Source organism: Microbacterium sp. NPDC056234, from assembly GCF_042267585.1.
Classification (GTDB): domain Bacteria; phylum Actinomycetota; class Actinomycetes; order Actinomycetales; family Microbacteriaceae; genus Microbacterium.
The window spans coordinates 572200-587585 of the sequence record NZ_JBHJTE010000001.1; the positions used below are offsets into that span (position 1 = coordinate 572200).

At 68.1% G+C, this 15386-nt stretch carries 17 protein-coding genes and 1 tRNA gene; 7 read left to right on the forward strand and 11 right to left on the reverse strand.

Features of this window, described 5'->3' with window-relative positions; all coding sequences use genetic code 11:
- Window positions 1–32 precede the first annotated feature (32 nt).
- The 3 genes from ACFCYE_RS02830 to ACFCYE_RS02840 form a co-directional block, all read right to left on the reverse strand.
- A complete protein-coding gene (locus tag ACFCYE_RS02830) occupies window positions 33–860 on the reverse strand; it encodes an ABC transporter permease subunit (protein WP_376176064.1) in 828 nt (275 codons plus the stop codon).
- On the reverse strand, window positions 857–1768 hold the full coding sequence (locus ACFCYE_RS02835; protein ID WP_376176065.1) for an ABC transporter ATP-binding protein: 912 nt from the start codon (window positions 1766–1768) through the stop codon (window positions 857–859). The genes ACFCYE_RS02830 and ACFCYE_RS02835 overlap by 4 nt, the downstream gene beginning before the upstream one ends.
- A gap of 201 nt (window positions 1769–1969) precedes the next feature.
- Window positions 1970–2134 (reverse strand): hypothetical protein, encoded by a 165-nt coding sequence (locus ACFCYE_RS02840; protein ID WP_376176066.1) that lies wholly within the window; start codon window positions 2132–2134, stop codon window positions 1970–1972.
- Window positions 2135–2283: 149 nt separating this feature from the next.
- Between ACFCYE_RS02840 and ACFCYE_RS02845 the strand changes: the two genes are divergently transcribed.
- Window positions 2284–3453, forward strand: coding sequence for a MalY/PatB family protein (locus ACFCYE_RS02845; protein ID WP_376176068.1), 1170 nt, complete (start codon window positions 2284–2286; stop codon window positions 3451–3453).
- A 264-nt stretch (window positions 3454–3717) separates the two neighbouring features.
- Here ACFCYE_RS02845 and ACFCYE_RS02850 read toward each other — a convergent pair whose 3' ends face one another.
- The gene (locus ACFCYE_RS02850; protein ID WP_376176069.1) at window positions 3718–5067 is read right to left on the reverse strand and encodes a DUF222 domain-containing protein; all 1350 of its coding nucleotides are present in this window, start codon (window positions 5065–5067) and stop codon (window positions 3718–3720) included.
- Window positions 5068–5187: 120 nt separating this feature from the next.
- Here ACFCYE_RS02850 and ACFCYE_RS02855 point away from each other — a divergent pair, with 120 nt between their 5' ends.
- From ACFCYE_RS02855 to ACFCYE_RS02870, 4 genes are all read left to right on the forward strand, one after another.
- Window positions 5188–5964: an alpha/beta fold hydrolase gene (locus ACFCYE_RS02855; protein WP_376176070.1), complete on the forward strand. Its 777-nt coding sequence runs from the start codon at window positions 5188–5190 to the stop codon at window positions 5962–5964.
- Window positions 5965–6041: 77 nt separating this feature from the next.
- Complete coding sequence (locus ACFCYE_RS02860; protein ID WP_376177121.1) at window positions 6042–6608, forward strand: Dps family protein; 567 nt, start codon at window positions 6042–6044, stop codon at window positions 6606–6608.
- 2 nt (window positions 6609–6610) lie between these two features.
- Window positions 6611–7408: an SDR family oxidoreductase gene (locus ACFCYE_RS02865; RefSeq protein WP_376176071.1), complete on the forward strand. Its 798-nt coding sequence runs from the start codon at window positions 6611–6613 to the stop codon at window positions 7406–7408.
- A 434-nt stretch (window positions 7409–7842) separates the two neighbouring features.
- Entirely contained in the window at window positions 7843–8949 is a 1107-nt protein-coding gene (locus ACFCYE_RS02870) for an MrcB family domain-containing protein (protein ID WP_376176072.1), read from the forward strand.
- Between the two features lie 133 nt (window positions 8950–9082).
- On the opposite strand, the gene ACFCYE_RS02875 is transcribed toward ACFCYE_RS02870, so the two are convergent.
- From ACFCYE_RS02875 to ACFCYE_RS02895, 5 genes are all read right to left on the reverse strand, one after another.
- The gene (locus ACFCYE_RS02875) at window positions 9083–9805 is read right to left on the reverse strand and encodes a hypothetical protein (protein WP_376176074.1); all 723 of its coding nucleotides are present in this window, start codon (window positions 9803–9805) and stop codon (window positions 9083–9085) included.
- Window positions 9802–9975 (reverse strand): hypothetical protein, encoded by a 174-nt coding sequence (locus ACFCYE_RS02880; RefSeq protein WP_376176076.1) that lies wholly within the window; start codon window positions 9973–9975, stop codon window positions 9802–9804. Before ACFCYE_RS02880 ends, ACFCYE_RS02875 begins: the two co-directional genes overlap by 4 nt.
- Before the next feature lie 173 nt (window positions 9976–10148).
- On the reverse strand, window positions 10149–10658 hold the full coding sequence (locus tag ACFCYE_RS02885) for a helix-turn-helix domain-containing protein (protein ID WP_376176078.1): 510 nt from the start codon (window positions 10656–10658) through the stop codon (window positions 10149–10151).
- A complete protein-coding gene (locus tag ACFCYE_RS02890) occupies window positions 10655–11419 on the reverse strand; it encodes a hypothetical protein (RefSeq protein WP_376176080.1) in 765 nt (254 codons plus the stop codon). Before ACFCYE_RS02890 ends, ACFCYE_RS02885 begins: the two co-directional genes overlap by 4 nt.
- 396 nt (window positions 11420–11815) lie before the next feature.
- On the reverse strand, window positions 11816–12043 hold the full coding sequence (locus ACFCYE_RS02895) for a helix-turn-helix domain-containing protein (protein WP_376176081.1): 228 nt from the start codon (window positions 12041–12043) through the stop codon (window positions 11816–11818).
- A 304-nt stretch (window positions 12044–12347) separates the two neighbouring features.
- Between ACFCYE_RS02895 and xerC the strand changes: the two genes are divergently transcribed.
- Window positions 12348–13436: a tyrosine recombinase XerC gene (gene xerC / locus ACFCYE_RS02900; protein WP_376176083.1), complete on the forward strand. Its 1089-nt coding sequence runs from the start codon at window positions 12348–12350 to the stop codon at window positions 13434–13436.
- 146 nt (window positions 13437–13582) lie between these two features.
- Here xerC and ACFCYE_RS02905 read toward each other — a convergent pair whose 3' ends face one another.
- A complete protein-coding gene (locus tag ACFCYE_RS02905; protein ID WP_376176085.1) occupies window positions 13583–14299 on the reverse strand; it encodes a DUF3800 domain-containing protein in 717 nt (238 codons plus the stop codon).
- A gap of 160 nt (window positions 14300–14459) precedes the next feature.
- A tRNA-Gly gene (locus ACFCYE_RS02910) sits at window positions 14460–14533 on the reverse strand.
- A gap of 235 nt (window positions 14534–14768) precedes the next feature.
- Here ACFCYE_RS02910 and dcd point away from each other — a divergent pair.
- A complete protein-coding gene (gene dcd, locus ACFCYE_RS02915) occupies window positions 14769–15374 on the forward strand; it encodes a dCTP deaminase (RefSeq protein WP_376176086.1) in 606 nt (201 codons plus the stop codon).
- Window positions 15375–15386: the final 12 nt, after the last annotated feature.

Here is a 15386-nt window from a genome sequence, read left to right on the forward strand (position 1 = left end):
TCTACGCGTCACCGGTCTGCGGTGGCGTGCTCTCACGCGTCGCGGGTGCGCAGTACGGCCCAGGCTCCCAGCATCCCGGCGACGACCCATCCGGCCAGCGTGAGATACGCGACCTCCGGCGACAGGCCGTCGGCGCCTTCCGGCACGGGGTTGATGGCGTACTGTGCCGCGGACATCGGCAGGTAGCGCGAGGCCTCCGCGATCCACTGCCAGGCCTCCCCTGCCATGTTGAACGTCATCGATACGATCGGCAGCACGAACAGCAATGCGACGGTCGCCGCGATCGCCCCGGCGCCCGAGCGCAGGATGAACCCGAACGCGACGCCGATCAGAGCGAAGACCGCCATCGCTGCGGAGGCGAGCAGGATCGGTCGGATGGTGACATCGAAGTCGGCCCAATCGAGACCCAGACCCTTGGACTCCGCAATCGGGCTGATGACGAGAGCCGCGCCGAAGAAGATCACCAGCGACGCGACGAACAGCAGCGCGGCGAGCACGACGGCCTTCGCCGCCAGCACCATGCCGCGCACGGGCACGGCTGTGAGAGTGGAGCGGATCATTCCCGTGGAGTACTCGCCGGTCACCGAGATCGTGCCGAGGATGCCGGCGAGCAGCATGGTGAACTGGATCGGCGAGACGACGGCCTGGATCATGGGGAACTGGTCTGCGGCGCTGACCGTCGAAGCGATCAACGTGGCGATCCCGACGGTCAGCAGAGCTGTGATCCCGATCGACCACCAGGTCGATCGGAGCGTGGCGACCTTGATCCATTCGCTGCGCAGGATCCGCAGGAAGTTCAGTCGGTGCGGCGACGTGACGTGCGTGGCACGGCTCGGCGTCGGGGCGGTCAGGGTGCTCATGCGATCTCCTTGGTCCGGTACTCGACCGAGTCGCCGGTGAGCGCCAGATAGGCGTCTTCGAGCGATCCGGTGGTGGGGGTGAGCTCATGCAGGGGAATGCCGCGGTCTGCGGCGATGTCTCCGATGCGGGATGCCGGAAGACCGACGATCTCCAGGAGGTCGGGCTCGGTGCTGACGATCTCGACGTCGGCGTGCGAGACGGCTTCGGCCAGGGCCGCTGCCTGCGGTGTGCGCACGCGGACCGTGTTGGCCGTCCATGCCCGCACGAGGTCGTCCAGCGACGCGTCGGCGAGCACCCGGCCGCGGCCCATCACGATGACGTGGTCGGCGGTCTGCGCCATCTCGCTCATGAGGTGGCTCGAGAGAAGCACGGTTCGCCCCTCGGATGCCGCGTGCCGCACGAACTGGCGCACCCAGCGCACTCCCTCGGGGTCGAGACCGTTTACCGGCTCGTCGAGGATGAGCGTGTGGGGATCGCCCAGCAGCGCGGAGGCGATGCCGAGGCGCTGGCCCATCCCGAGGGAGAACTTCCCGGCGCGCTTGCGGGCGACGGGAGTGAGCCCGGCGAGGTCGATGACCTCGTCGACGCGGGCGGACCCGATGCCGTGAGTGGCGGCCATGGCGCGCAGGTGGTTCCGCGCGGTTCGACCGGTGTGCACGGCCTTCGCGTCGAGGAGCACCCCGACATGGGTCAGCGGTGCGGGCAGCCGACGGTACTCGACGCCGTCGATCGTGGTGCGCCCAGCCGTCGGGCGGTCCAGCCCGACGATCATGCGCATCGTGGTGGACTTGCCGGCGCCGTTGGGGCCGAGGAAGCCGGTGACGCTCCCGGGGCGGATCGTGAACGACACGTCCTGGACAGCCGTCTTGTCGCCGAATCTCTTCGTGAGGCCTTCTGCAGTGATCATGGCTTCGACGCTACGGAGGACGGGGGCCTCGGCGCGTCCTCCTGCGGTACCGTCCGTGGTCGAACCGTCGGCACTGCGGGACCATTCCGTGTACGTGCGCTACGCAGCTCTGCTCAGGGCGATGGCGTGGCGCACGAAAAGGGCCGCGACGGTTCCCCGTCGCGGCCCTTTCGGCGATGCGCAGCGAGTGCGCTGTCGCGATCAGACTTTGTTGCGTCCACCGATCACACGGAACAGGAACGCGATCAGTGCGATGACGCCGACGATCAGCGCTACCCACAGCAGCCAGTTCAGTGCTGTGTTCAGTCCGCCGACGATCGCGAGAATGACGGCGATCACGATGATCAGCACGAGTGCGATATTCATGGACGACTCCTTCGGTCGGGTTGTGTATCCATCATTGCGCGTCATCGCAGATCGGCCTGGAGGGTTGACGCGCGCTCTTGTGCAGTGCTAGCCGCGCCCGCACGCGCTCCGGTGCAGGGAGAATGGAAGGACGAGTTCTGAGGAGAGACATGGCAGCGCACCCCTTCGACGCGATCACCGCGGACGATCTTCGCCAGGCCGGCAGCGTGAAGTGGACGGCGTTCCCCGACACGATCGGCGCGTTCGTCGCCGAGATGGACTTCGGGGTCGCCCCGGCCATCGCCGATGCGGTCGCCGCATCGTTGGATACCGGGCTCACCGGGTACCTGCCGACACGACTGACGACGCAGCTCGCCGAGGCGACGGCATCCTGGTACGCCGAGAAGTACGGGTGGGACGTGCCGGCCGAGCGGGTGCACGCCGTGCCGGATGTGATCGCGGCCTTCGAGTTCGCGATCACGTCGAACACGTCTCCCGGTGCCGCCGTGATCGTGCCGACCCCGGCATACATGCCGTTCCTCACGGTGCCCGGCCGTCTTGGTCGTCGGGTGATCGAGGTGCCGAGCATCCTCGTCGACGGGCGCTGGGTCATGGACCACGCCGGGGTGACCGCTGCGTTCGCGGAAGGTGGGGAGCTGCTCGTGCTCTGCAACCCGCACAACCCGCTCGGTACGGTCGCCACCAGGGACGAACTGCTCGAGATCGCTGCGACGGTGGATGCCGCGGGAGGGCGCGTCTTCAGCGACGAGATCCACGCTCCGCTCGTGTTCGCACCAGGCACTCACATCCCTTACGCGTCGGTGTCGGACGTCGCCGCTGCGCACACGCTGACCGCGGCATCCGCGTCGAAGGCATTCAACCTCGCCGGATTCAAGTGCGCCCAGCTGATCTTCTCGAACGAGGAGTCCGTGCAGCAGTGGGAGGACGACGGCGGCTGGGCCGGGCACGGCACGGCGACGGTCGGCGTCATCGCCAACATCGCGGCGTACACGGGTGGGGAGCCGTGGCTCGACGACGTCGTCGAATACCTCGACGGCAACCGGCGGCTGCTTGCGGAACTGATCGATGAGATCCCGGGTGTCAGCGTCGTGGTGCCGGAAGGGACGTACATCGCGCTGCTCGACTTCCGGGAGACCGGACTGTCCGGCGATCTCGGCGCCTGGTTCCGTGAGCACGCCGGGGTCGCCATGACAGACGGGTCGGCGTGCGGCGAGGCGGGGATCGGATACACGCGCTTCGTGTTCGCCACACCGCGACCGGTCATGGTCGACGCCGTCGAGCGGATCAAGCGGGCGCTGGCGGAGGCGCTCATCGCCTGAGCCAGCGACCTGCTCGACCTGGCGCAGGCGCAACGCGCCGATGTTCTTCATGGGCCAGAGCGCTGCGCCTGATTCGCCGGCGTGGACGGCCGGCGCTATGAAATCCCGATCCATCGTCGAGAACGCGTGGTGCCCAGGTGCCACATCGATCGGTTCACATCCATGTCTCGCCGGACCCTCCTCGCCGCCGCGAGATTCTCACGGCGGGCGATGAGCACGTCACCTCACCGCGCGGATTCGCTCGGCGCGCTCGCGTGCGTGTGGTCAGGCGGCGAGGGTGTAGCGGGCGGTGCCGCCGAGGCGTGGGGTACGGGTGGGGTCGACGTGTGGGGGTGGGATGAACCAGACGCGCGCGGCCGCGCCGGTGCCGGTGGTGTGGATGTCCCATGCGTTGTCGTGGATGCGGTGGTGGCAGTTTTCGCAGAGGAGTACACCGTTGTTGAGGTCGGTGGTGCCGTTGTCGCGGTGCCACCAGTTGATGTGGTGGGCGCGGGTCATGGATGGGGGGAGGGTGCACATGGCGCAGCCTCCGTCTCGTTCGACGAGGGCGAGGCGTTGGGTGCGGGTGAAGAGGCGTTTCTCGCGTCCCCAGTCGAGGGGTTCGCTGTCGGTGCCGAGGACGGCGGGGATGACGCCACCGTTCGCGGCCATCCGCCTTACGGTGCCGATGCTGACCGGCTGATCCATGCCGTCGATCGTGCCGTATCCGGTCCCGGTGGTGAGGTCCTCGAGCCCTACCCGGACGACCACCGTCGCTCCCGCCATCACAGGGGCGTTGGTGTCGCAGCCGAGGCCGTGCGCGCACAGTTCGGCGAGCCCGTCGGCCTGGATCTGCGCGACGGTGCGGCGGTCGGCGTCCGGGGCATCCGGGTCGAGCGCGTGGGCGCGAGCGGCGAACACCGCGGTGACGTACCCCTCCAGGGCGGCCTTGATGGGTGCTCCGGTGGCCACGTCGAAGTCTCCGTCCAGGTGCAACCGTCCGTCGCGCTCGTACATGACCAGGGAGTTCTGCGCCCTGATCGCTTCTTCCCGCGGGGCGACACCGTCCGGGTCGAGGAACGCTTCGGCGCGGGTGACGAGGGTGCGAACTTCGTTGAGCGACAACTCCGCCGCCTTGCGGGCCAGCAGCGCTTCGGCTTGACCCAGCCGGTCGGCGTCGATCTTTACCCGCACCCGGTCCAACAGGTCGATGATCAGTCCGGCCGCCGGCGCCCCGATCGCGCCCGCGCCCAATGCCGCCTGCACGGCGGGGTACTTCGCCGGCAACGCCGCCCCGAGCAGATCGCTGCGCGGCGCGGTCGCTTCACCGACCTTCACCAGCCGGGACGCTTCCCCCGCCGAACGTCCGGTCACCGTCGCCACGAATTGGGTGGCGTTGCGGAACCCCTGCTCCTTCGCCAACGACCCCGACCCGAGTTCGACCCGCGATTCCCGGGCGATCCCCGCCGCGACCTCGGACTCGAGGGCATCGACGAGCCGGTGCAGAGTCCCCAACGCCGCGTTCGCCGCGACCAGACCCGCCCGGTCGAGATCACTCGCATGCCCGGCATCCGCCCACACTGCATCCAGGCGGGAAACCGCCTCGTGCAGAGCATCCAGATGCGTCGTCGACATGCCTCCAGAATACCGACCCAACCACGAAAAGGGAAGAAAGGTTCGAAAGAAATATTCGAATGTGCGAGGACGAGCCAGCGTCTCTTGACGGGCCCGCGACGGCGGGTGTTGCCTGAGGGGATGGAGATCGTCACGTCTGCGGACGGCACACCCATCGCCACGTACACGACCGGAGACGGCCCGACGGTGGTGATCGTCAACGGCGCACTCTCGACGGCGCGTGACGCCGGCGAGGTCGCGCGGGCCTTCGCGGATGCCGGGATGCGCGCCGTCACCTATGACCGGCGGGCGCGCGGTCAAAGCGGCGACGCCTCGCCGGCCGAACCACTGCGGGAGGTGGACGATCTGGCGGCGGTGATCGCAGCATCCGGATCCGATGCAGCCGTCATCGGGCATTCCTCGGGCGCGGTGCTCGCCCTCTATGCGGCAGGCGAGGGAGTGTCGACCGCGCACCTCTTCCTCTCCGAGCCGCCGTTCCGATTCGGCGAAGACGACCCGGCTTCCGATCTCGCAGACCGGATTCAAGCGCTCGTGGACGACGGCCGCCCCGGTGACGCGGTCGTCCTGTTCCAGAGGGAGGCCGTCGGGCTCCCCGACGCGTTCATCGAGCAGTTCCGTGCATCGCCGGCGTTCGGTCAGGTCGCACGGCTGGGACGCTCCGCGGTGTACGACACCCTGGTGACGCAGCGCACATCGACGCCGACGGCAGCCATGCTCGGAGTGGCGATGCCGGTCACGATCCTGCGCGGGTCCGACACGATGCCGATCCTCGTGGCGGCGGCATCCCGCCTGTCCGATGCGATGCCGCAGGCCGAGTCCGTCGAGGTGCCCGAGTCGGTCGCGCATCGTATGGACCCGGCGGCGACCGCGCGCACCGTCGCCGAGCGTCTGCGCTGATCCCTTCTGGCCCAGAGGCGCCGAGCCTGTCAACCCCCTCCGACCGGCTGCCCGCTCGGGGTTACGGTCGCCGCATGATGGCAACGACGAAGACATCCTCCACCAAGGCATCCGCTTCGAACTCGCGCAACGCACGCGGCGGAAGCGGCGAGAAGCGCACCCGTCGGCAGAACGCCGAGAAGGGCTTCGTGGCGTCGCCCGAGCTGAGCGCGCACCTGCAGGCGGTGCTCGTCGACCTGCTCGAACTGGCGATGCAGGGAAAGCAGGCGCACTGGAACGTCGTGGGCAAGAACTTCCGCGACACGCATCGACAGCTCGATGACATCATCGAGGCGGCTCGGGAGTTCAGTGACACCGTCGCCGAGCGCATGCGCGCCCTGCACGCTGTGCCCGACGGGCGCAGCGACACCGTCGCGTCGAGCACCACCCTGCCGGAGTACCCGCAGGGCGAGGTCGACACGAGCGAGACGGTCGACCTCATCACGGTGCGACTCGAAGCGGTCGTGGGAACTATTCGCGAGGTGCACGACGACGTGGACGAGGAAGACCCCACCAGTGCAGACATCCTGCACGCGGTCATCGAGAAGCTGGAGCAGTTCGCCTGGATGGTGAGCGCGGAGAACCGCACCCCGGCAGCGCGCTGATCATGGATGCTGAGCCCCGCCGCGCGATCGTGACCGGTGCCGACTCGGGAATCGGCCGAGCCACAGCGGTCGCGCTCGCCGCCGAAGGCGTCGACGTGGCGATCACCTGGCATTCGGATGCCGCCGGCGCAGCGGAGACAGCCGAAGAGGTCCGCTCGCACGGCGCGAGAGCGATCGTCGCGCGGCTGGACACGTCCGAGATCCCGGCCTGCGGCGACGTCGTCGACGACCTCGTCGCCGAGCTCGGCGGCTTGGACGTGTTCGTGAACAACGCGGGCATGGGGCTGTCGACGCCGTTCCTCGAGGTCGAGATCGACGAGTGGCGGCGCGTCGTGGACGTGGACCTGACCGGAGCCTTCATCTGCCTGCAGCGCGCGGCGCGGCACCTGGTGGCTGCCGGGAACGGCGGGCGGCTGATCGCCGTGACCAGCGTGCACGGGCATCAGCCGATGGTCGGATCCAGCGCCTATGACGCGGCCAAGCACGGGCTCGAGGGTCTGATCAAGAACATCGCCCTCGAGCTCGGCGGGCACGGGATCACGGCGGTGAGCGTCGCGCCGGGCGAGATCGCCACCGGCATGACCGGGAACGAGGACACAGACCCACGCGAGGTGGATCGCCCCGGCATCCCGCTCGGACGGCCGGGAGACGCGCGCGAGGTGGCGGCGCTGATCGCCTTTCTGGCGTCCCCCGGCGGGGCGTACATCAGCGGCACCTCGATCGCGATCGACGGCGGGATGCTGCAGATGGGCCCGCAGGCCGGTGCCGCGATCACACGACATGACTGGCGGACGCCGTGAGAGTGGATGACGAGGCCGCCCGGCGCGCGTAGCGGCACCGGGTGGCATCCGCGTTGGCGGAGGGACGGCGCCCTCGATCGAGCCGACCGCAGGAACGACCCCGTTCGGTGTCGTGCGCGCGATCTTCTGGCCGAGAGCACGGCGATGCCGATACCAACGATAGGTCGGGACGCAACAGTCGGTTCGAGGCGGACTGCCTCGAGCTTCTGCAGCTCCAGTGCCTCGATCGACTCAGTCTCTGCGTTGCCACATGTGGAGGGGCTGACGGGAATCGAACCCGCGCTATCTGCTTGGGAAGCAGGTTGCACGCTCTCCGCCACCCGCGAAATGGTAGGTCACTGCGGCTCACTCGTCTAGCGACGTATAGCCATCTACTGGCACGAGTAGCCCCCTAATGGCACGAATCTGGCACGATTGTCGGCCATGATGGGCAGGTGCGCCAACTGCTCTCCGACGTGATGGATCTGCAACTCGACTGGTCTGTCGAGAACACCGAGGAGATGCAGGTGCGAGGCGTCCTCATCCGCCGCGAAATACCCGATTGGTTGAACGAGAATGCCGCCGCGTTTGGAGTGGGTTCCGCTTACGCGGTGCGTGGTCAGGATGCCGTGGGCCGAAAGTCCCAAGTACCGTGGGTCCGCATCTACGACCCAGAACTGAGTTCCCGGCCAACTGAGGGATGGTACGTCGTCTATCTGTTCTCGGGGGACGGCGACCGTTGTTATCTGTCGTTGTCGCACGGTTCGTTTACGTGGGACGGGAGTGCGTTCAGACCGCGGGGGTCAGAGGAGATGCGGCTCCTCCGGGAGTGGGCGCGCGCGTCCATATCTCTGCCGTCGGGACGGAACTTCACGTTCGATGTAGACCTGGCGGCGCAACCCGGCACCGCCGGTGCGTCCTATGCGGGGACGGTAGCCGTCGCGATTGAGTACGAACGGAGGGCGGTTCCTGCGAACGAGATCTTGCTGTCGGACCTAGGGGACATGCTTGATGTTCTAGCCCAGGTCTACCGCGCCGATGCGTCCGACCCAACGGTGCCTGGCCGGGAGCCGGCCGAGGTCTCACTGGCACAGGAACAGATAGCGGCGGTGACAAACTCATCCGACGTTCCACGCGCACGGTCCGGGCAGGGCTTTCGGATAACGAAGGTTGAGCAGCGCGCGGTGGAACTGCGGGCGGTCGCCGTTGCAAGCGCCATGCTGATCGCGTCCGGTTGGACGGTGAAGGACGTGGGCGCTACCGAGTCATACGACCTGGATTGCAGGAGGGGTGATGAACGGCTTTGGGTGGAGGTCAAAGGCACGACCTCGCTCGGCGAAGCCGTGATCCTCACGAAGAACGAAGTCGCACTACATCGCGAGAAATACCCGGCCAACGCGCTTGTCGTTGTCTCAGAGATCGAGTTGGACCGATCTGCTGATTCTCCGGTCGCTTCGGGCGGTAGGTTGGCGGTCGTGAGCCCTTGGCAGATCGAGGATGATGCTTTGCAACCCCTCGCCTACACCTACGCACCTGCGTCGCTCAGGCGTCCGAGCGTTTAGACGCCTGAGCCTAGGCCGGATTGCGTCGGGGCTCGAAGAGCACTCCGACATGGGGTTGCGTTTCGTTCCTGGAGGGCACGAAGAAGGGGCGGTCCGGTTCCACCACCCGGACCGCCCCAGTCTGTGGGATGGACTACGCATCGGAAGGCGTCAGGTCCTCCAGTAGGAGCGGGATGCCGCCCTGGGAGCCGGGCACGTCGATGTGCACCCGGTCCCCGTCCATGAGGAGCCGGTAGGCGTCCGGGTCCGCGCGGTGCAGGAGTGACAGCGATTCCTGGGTGGCCTCCCCGTGGTCCGCGAGGTCCGAGAGGACGGCACGCCATGCCGCGGGCTCCGCGGCCGCACGCTCCTCCTCAGCGACCGTGAGGGCCGCCGGGTCCACCTGGGTGAGGCGGTCCCAGATCAGGCCCTCATAGGCGGCGAGGAGCCGGTCCCGGTCATCGTGCACCAGCAGGTGCGGCATGACCTCCAGGTCGTCGAGGATGGCGGCCAGGCGGGTGCGATCCGCGTTCGCGATCACGTCCTGGAGGCGCATGCCCGGCTCACGCTCGAATCCCTGCGAGGGGTCCTGTCCGGCGTAGACGAGGGCGCGGACCTTCTCCCGCTCCCGGGTCAGGGTGGCGTGGTCGTCCGCTGTCTGCGGGCGGAGGGTGTCCAGCATGGGCGCGCGGTTCGGCGCGGTGGTCTCGGCGGGCATGGCGGCGCGGACGGTGGCACGGATGCTCTCCACGTCGGCACGCTGGCGGGCACGGAGGCCTTCGGGTGTCAGGTGCGGGTCCTGGAGGGTGGCGGTGGTCCCGAGTGCACGGCGGGCCTGGACGTACACGGTGATGCGTTCGGTGGCGGTCATGGTCATGCTCCGTTCTTGTGGTGGTTCCCGCTATTGCGGGGGTTGTTAGCCGCCTGGAGGCGGTTGGTTTCGATGCGGCGGGCGGCGGCCTCCGCGTGCACCGCGGCGACGTACTCGCGCACCGCGGCGGCGTGCCGTGGCGGCATGGTGTCAAGCGCGGCCTGGTAGGCGGGCATGCCGTCGCGCTGACGGTCCCGGGCCCGTGCTCAGGGGCGTGTGGCGGGGTGCGGCGTAGACCACGGCTCAGCGCTCCTCAGGGGCCGGGGGTGCCCGGTGTGGCCGGATAGTGTACTGAGGCGCTGACCGGCCGGTGACGGCCGCTGACCGGCACGTGTGCTCTCCCCGGCGGTCACGGTTGGCCATCCAGTCCGAACACCAGGCGGTCGAGGAGGCTCCCGACCTGCTCGAAGCCGCCGGGCTTGGCGTCGTCCAGGCCCAGGTAGCGGGCCCGGCGCTCCATGATCTTCAGCACCCTGTCCACCGCGTAGCCGTCCCCGGCGAGGGCCAGGCGCATCTGCGGCACGAGGATGGCGTCCAGGCGTGCCAGTTCGATGGCGCGGATGGCTTCGGCCGCCTCCTCGGGGATGCGCTGAACCTCCTCACGAATCCACCGTTGGACCGTCTTCGGGTGCACGTCCATTCGCTGGGCGATGGTGGGCATATCCACGCCCGCGCGGTGGAGCATGAAGGCCTCGGCGCGGCGGGTGAGCCGGTCCAGGCGCTTGGCGCGGCGGCGTGGCCGTGGGGCGTCCCCGAGGGCGTACTCCTCTGGGCTCACGTCAGGCGGCAGGGCTGGCACCTGGATCGCGGGCAGGGCCGCGACCCCCGGGTGCGGGATGGTGCTGTAGGCGGCGCTCATGCCGTCTCCTCTCGGTAGGTGGCCCATGGGCCGGTGCAGTCGTCGCACACGTGGCCGTGAGCGGCGAGAAGGTCGTGCAGTCGTTCGTCGTCCTCCAGGCCGTTGCCCGGCTGTTCAGCACGGGATCGGAGCCCCGTCCATGCGGCGATGCGCTTGCGGCGGGTGTCAGCGGGAAGGGTGTCCAGGAGGGCGAGTTCTCCAGGCAGGAATGCCAGCACGTCGATGGAGTCACACCGGTCATCAGCGGCCTCCACGGCCTCCGTGACGTTTCTCCGCTGTGCACCCGTCATTGGGGCGGCGGCGCGCGCCAGCGTGCTGTTACATGTCAGTGAATTGGTAGTGGTTGTCAGTGGTGCCCCGGTCAGACCGGGGCGCATTACATCCGAAACCGGGGCGCATTCCGCTCTAGACCGGGGCGCATTATCAGCGGCCACCTCGGAGTTATCCACAGGCTGGGCCGAGAAAGGACCTCGGTCAGACCGGGGCGCATTCCCGTCGAGCACGGCCAGCGCGTACTCCGCGCTCCGGCCACGGTGGGGCTTCGCCACCAGGTGGATGAGCCCGCGGCGGGTGAGCCCGGACAGCACTCGGTCAGTGGCGCTGCGCGCGGCCTTCGTTCCGGGCACCTTGCCAATCGCGCGCGCCAGCCGTTCCTGCCCCCACGTGTAAACCGGGGCGTCATCCAGCACGGCCACGGCCATGTCGAGAAGCACGATCCGCTCCAGCGGGGACACGGGCACGGAGAGGAGCGCGTCCTTCATGCGATCCAAGGTTATGAATCCCATCAGGACCTTCGGCTTCGTGCCCGGTCGCGCTGGCACCCCTTGCAGGTCCCGCGCGAGTCCACCCCCCACGCGGCGCGGGCATGCCCCCGATTGCATGTGCTCCAGTTGCCGCCGTGATCCCGCTGGGCATTGTGCGTAGAGCACATGGGGCGGTACGCGTCGAGACGGATGCTCCAGCGCACCCGCTTGTCGTGGGAGTCGCGGCCGATGTGGGTGGGAGGCCCGTACAGGCCCCAACCGGTGGCGGGACGGTCGCACATCGGGTGTGCGCATGGCCGACCCGCGGCACGGCCACGGACGCGTTTCAGGGCCTTGTGCACCCCGTCATACGTCCGTGCTCGTATTGTCTGCTCGTCCCTGTGGAGCGGCATCTCAGCCCTCGCCGTCGATGAAGGCCAGGAACGCGGCGGTCGGGATGCGGACGGCGCGGCCGAACCGCTGGACGGGGCAAGTGCCAGCGGCGATCAACTGGTACACCCGGCTTGGCGCGCGGTCCAAGATGACGGCGGCCTCGGGAACGCTGAGGAACGCGGGAGGGTTCTCGCGGACGGCGGCCAGGGCGGCGCTGGGCGTGGTCGTGGGTGCGGTGCTGGTGGGCATGGGTGCCTCCGGGGAACGAGATTTCTGTCATGTCGTTCCACCGGGCTCCACCCTGTGGGGCGCTGGATGCGCCGCGCGGGCTCCACCCGTCGCTGTGCAAGACGGTACCAGGCTGTAGAGTGGATAGCAACACGGATTGACCCTCTGAACAGGGGTTTAGTTACAATGTATAACCACCTGGACCGGACGGGAGAAAGCCATGGTAGAGCGGCGGCAGAAGGCGAATCGACAGGCGTTCGGGAGCACCCGGCAACTGCCCTCCGGCAGGTGGCAAGCCCGCTACCCTGACCCCGCCGGACGGCCCATGACCGCGCCTACCACGTTTTCCACGAAGCGGGAGGCGCTGGACCACATCGCCGGGGTCCGCGCAGACCGCATGCGCGGCACCTACCGGGACCACCGCGCCGGGCTCCAGCCCTTCGGCCCCTACGCCGCGGAGTGGGTGGCCAACGGCGGCACCCGCGGACGCCTCGCCGCCAAGACCCAGGCACTGTACGAGGACCTGCTCATCGGGCCCCTCGCCGGATTCCATGACCGCGCTCTGTCCGCCATCACTCCCGCGGACGTGCGCACTTGGTACGCCCGCACCCGCAAAGCACTGGCCAAAGCCGTCAAGAACCGCCCGGGTGCCACCGGAGAGGCTCGCCTCCGCCAGGCATACAGCCTTCTCCGCACCATCCTCAACGCCGCGGTGAAGGACCGGCTCATCAGCGAGAACCCCTGCCAGATCGAGGGAGCCGGGCAGGTCAACGACCCGGAGCGCCCGTACCTCTCCCCGGAGAACCTGGCCACCATCGTCACCGCCATGCCGGAGAAGTGGCACCTGCCCATCCGGGTGGCGTTCGGCGCACACCTGCGCATCGGGGAGTTGGAAGCGCTCCAGCGGGGGGACTACGCGAACGGCGCGCTACGGGTGGAGCGCCAGCGCATCTACGTCCGCGGGCAGGGCGCCATCACCCCCACGAAGACGGGGGAGGCCCGCACCGTTGTGCTCCCGCCCAGCATCGCCGCGGAGGTTGAGGCGCACCTGGCCAGCACCACGGGATTCCCGAAGTCCCCCATGTTCCCTCGCCGCGACGGCCAGGCCATCACCGGCAACGCCCTCAGCCACGCCTGGCGGAAAGCCGCACGCGGCATCGGGCTCGGACAGTTCCACGTGCATGACCTCCGGCACGCCGGGCTCACCCTAGCCGCCCAGGCCGGGGGCACCACGCGGGAACTCATGGCGCGTGCCGGTCACCGTACTGCACGCGCGGCGCTCATCTACCAGCACGCGGCGGAGGAGCGGAACGCGGTCCTCGCGGGCGCGATGGATGCGCTGACCGGAGGGGCCATCGGCACGCGGTCGTCCCGGCTAGAAGCCGTTCTGCGGCTGGAGGTACCCGGCATCTGATTGGTGTCTAGTTTGACGCGCAGGTTCCGGTTCCGCGTCGGCTGATGACGCGGGGGCAGATGCATGTACACTGGAATCGCAGGACACCGAGAGGTCTCCCGCACCTAGCCAACGCCCCGCTTCGTCGGGGCGTTGTGTTTTTGCGGCTATCTCCAGTTATTGCGCGGCGACCACACGTAGTGGTGCACGGTCATCTGCGAGTAGCGCTCAGCGCAAGCCGCCACGGCGGCCAGTGCGCGAGCATCACCTGTCCGCACCGTGAGGAAGCGGTTGGTGAAGTACATCGCCATGTCCGCGGCCTGGATCAGCCTGCTCGCGTAAGAAGGGCCGAAGTAAATGGTGTCCGCAAGGTTCGTAAAAACGCGGTCGGTGTAGCCAGGCACGCGCGCGATCTTGAAGTCGAGCAGGTTGCGGCGGCTCGTGACGGCGGAGTGGTGATCGTCCGCAAGCACGACACCGATGTCCCGATGGACGCGCGCGAGTCGCTTGTCGACTTGGTCAAGAGTCTGGGCGAGTGTGAGCAGATGTGGCGGGTAAGGATCGACATACCGTGCACGATGCGCGCTCAAGTCCAGTCCCCGCCATATGAACTCTGCTCCGGAACGTAGCAGAACCTTACTTACCAAATGCGACGCTTTGACCCGCCACCCGACGGGCACGCACTTCCATGCGTGTTGGCCGTGAAAGACGTCTGTCCCATGAAACTCCGCCCGCGGATCGAAGCCTGGCACATTCTGCGAGATTAGGGCGCCGATGCCATTAAGCCCATGCTCGATTGCTTGAATCGCCTGATTCTCAACGATCAGCGCGCCGAAGTAGTAGTAGTCGTCGTTGCCGGACTCGTCAAGGTAAATGGCGCGCATGATGGCACCTTAGCGGTGATGGTGGGGCTCGTGGATCGAGCCGGTTCCGCACTGACGGCGCCCGCTACTGGCACGTCTCTGGCACGGCAGGGCCTGGAGTGCATCCTACGGGCACTGCCGACGGTCGACAGAAAAACGGTTTGACCTGGGGATAAACCTGTGGAGGGACTGACGGGAATCGAACCCGCGCTATCTGCTTGGGAAGCAGAAGTTCTGCCATTGAACTACAGCCCCGTACCGGCATCCGAAGAGGCAGGTAACGGAAAGCCTACCTGCCCGCCGCCGGATGGCCAAAGCACCCGAAGCGTCAGTGGTCCATCCGCGCGCCTTGACTGCGGATGCGGACGGCTGCTCCGATGCCGACCACCAGTGCACCGACCATCAGCAGCCACCACGAGGCAAGGGCCGCCGGTGGTCGCCGCCGGAGCGCGAGCATTCCTGCGGATCCAGCGCCTACTAGGCTGAACCCGTGCTTCTCAGCGATCGCGACATCACCGCAGAACTCGCCTCCGGCCGGATCGGACTCGAGCCGCACGACCCGGCGATGGTGCAGCCGTCGAGCGTCGACGTGCGACTGGATCGATACTTCCGGCTGTTCGACAATCACAAGTACCCGTTCATCGATCCCTCAGAGGATCAGCCCGAGCTCACCCGTCTGATCGAGGTCGCGCCGGACGAGCCCTTCATCCTGCACCCGGGCGAGTTCGCGCTCGGTGCCACCTTCGAGCAGGTCTCGCTGCCGGACGACGTCGCCGCGCGACTGGAGGGCAAGTCGTCCCTCGGCCGCCTGGGACTCATCACGCACTCGACCGCGGGCTTCATCGACCCCGGCTTCACGGGGCACGTGACGCTCGAGCTCGCCAACGTGGCGACGCTGCCGATCAAGCTGTGGCCGGGTATGAAGATCGGGCAGCTCTGCTTCTTCCGCCTGACCTCCCCGGCCGAGAACCCGTACGGCTCCGGACCCTACGGCAACCGCTACCAGGGGCAGCGCGGACCGACGGCATCCCGCTCGTTCCAGAACTTCCACCGCACCGACGTCGGAACGACGGACCTCGGCTCGCTCGGCGGCTGACGGGGCAGCACA

Coding starts and splice junctions, on each gene's coding strand:
- ACFCYE_RS02835 (WP_376176065.1), bottom strand. CDS start 1,768: ATGATCACTGCAGAAGGCCTCACGAAGAGATTCGGCGACAAGACGGCT.
- ACFCYE_RS02890 (WP_376176080.1), bottom strand. CDS start 11,419: ATGAAGGACGCGCTCCTCTCCGTGCCCGTGTCCCCGCTGGAGCGGATC.
- ACFCYE_RS02875 (WP_376176074.1), bottom strand. CDS start 9,805: ATGACCATGACCGCCACCGAACGCATCACCGTGTACGTCCAGGCCCGC.
- ACFCYE_RS02840 (WP_376176066.1), bottom strand. CDS start 2,134: ATGAATATCGCACTCGTGCTGATCATCGTGATCGCCGTCATTCTCGCG.
- xerC (WP_376176083.1), top strand. CDS start 12,348: ATGACCGCGCCTACCACGTTTTCCACGAAGCGGGAGGCGCTGGACCAC.
- ACFCYE_RS02885 (WP_376176078.1), bottom strand. CDS start 10,658: ATGAGCGCCGCCTACAGCACCATCCCGCACCCGGGGGTCGCGGCCCTG.
- ACFCYE_RS02850 (WP_376176069.1), bottom strand. CDS start 5,067: ATGTCGACGACGCATCTGGATGCTCTGCACGAGGCGGTTTCCCGCCTG.
- ACFCYE_RS02865 (WP_376176071.1), top strand. CDS start 6,611: ATGGATGCTGAGCCCCGCCGCGCGATCGTGACCGGTGCCGACTCGGGA.
- ACFCYE_RS02855 (WP_376176070.1), top strand. CDS start 5,188: ATGGAGATCGTCACGTCTGCGGACGGCACACCCATCGCCACGTACACG.
- ACFCYE_RS02860 (WP_376177121.1), top strand. CDS start 6,042: ATGGCAACGACGAAGACATCCTCCACCAAGGCATCCGCTTCGAACTCG.
- ACFCYE_RS02880 (WP_376176076.1), bottom strand. CDS start 9,975: ATGCCCGCCTACCAGGCCGCGCTTGACACCATGCCGCCACGGCACGCC.
- ACFCYE_RS02905 (WP_376176085.1), bottom strand. CDS start 14,299: ATGCGCGCCATTTACCTTGACGAGTCCGGCAACGACGACTACTACTAC.
- ACFCYE_RS02845 (WP_376176068.1), top strand. CDS start 2,284: ATGGCAGCGCACCCCTTCGACGCGATCACCGCGGACGATCTTCGCCAG.
- ACFCYE_RS02895 (WP_376176081.1), bottom strand. CDS start 12,043: ATGCCCACCAGCACCGCACCCACGACCACGCCCAGCGCCGCCCTGGCC.
- ACFCYE_RS02830 (WP_376176064.1), bottom strand. CDS start 860: ATGAGCACCCTGACCGCCCCGACGCCGAGCCGTGCCACGCACGTCACG.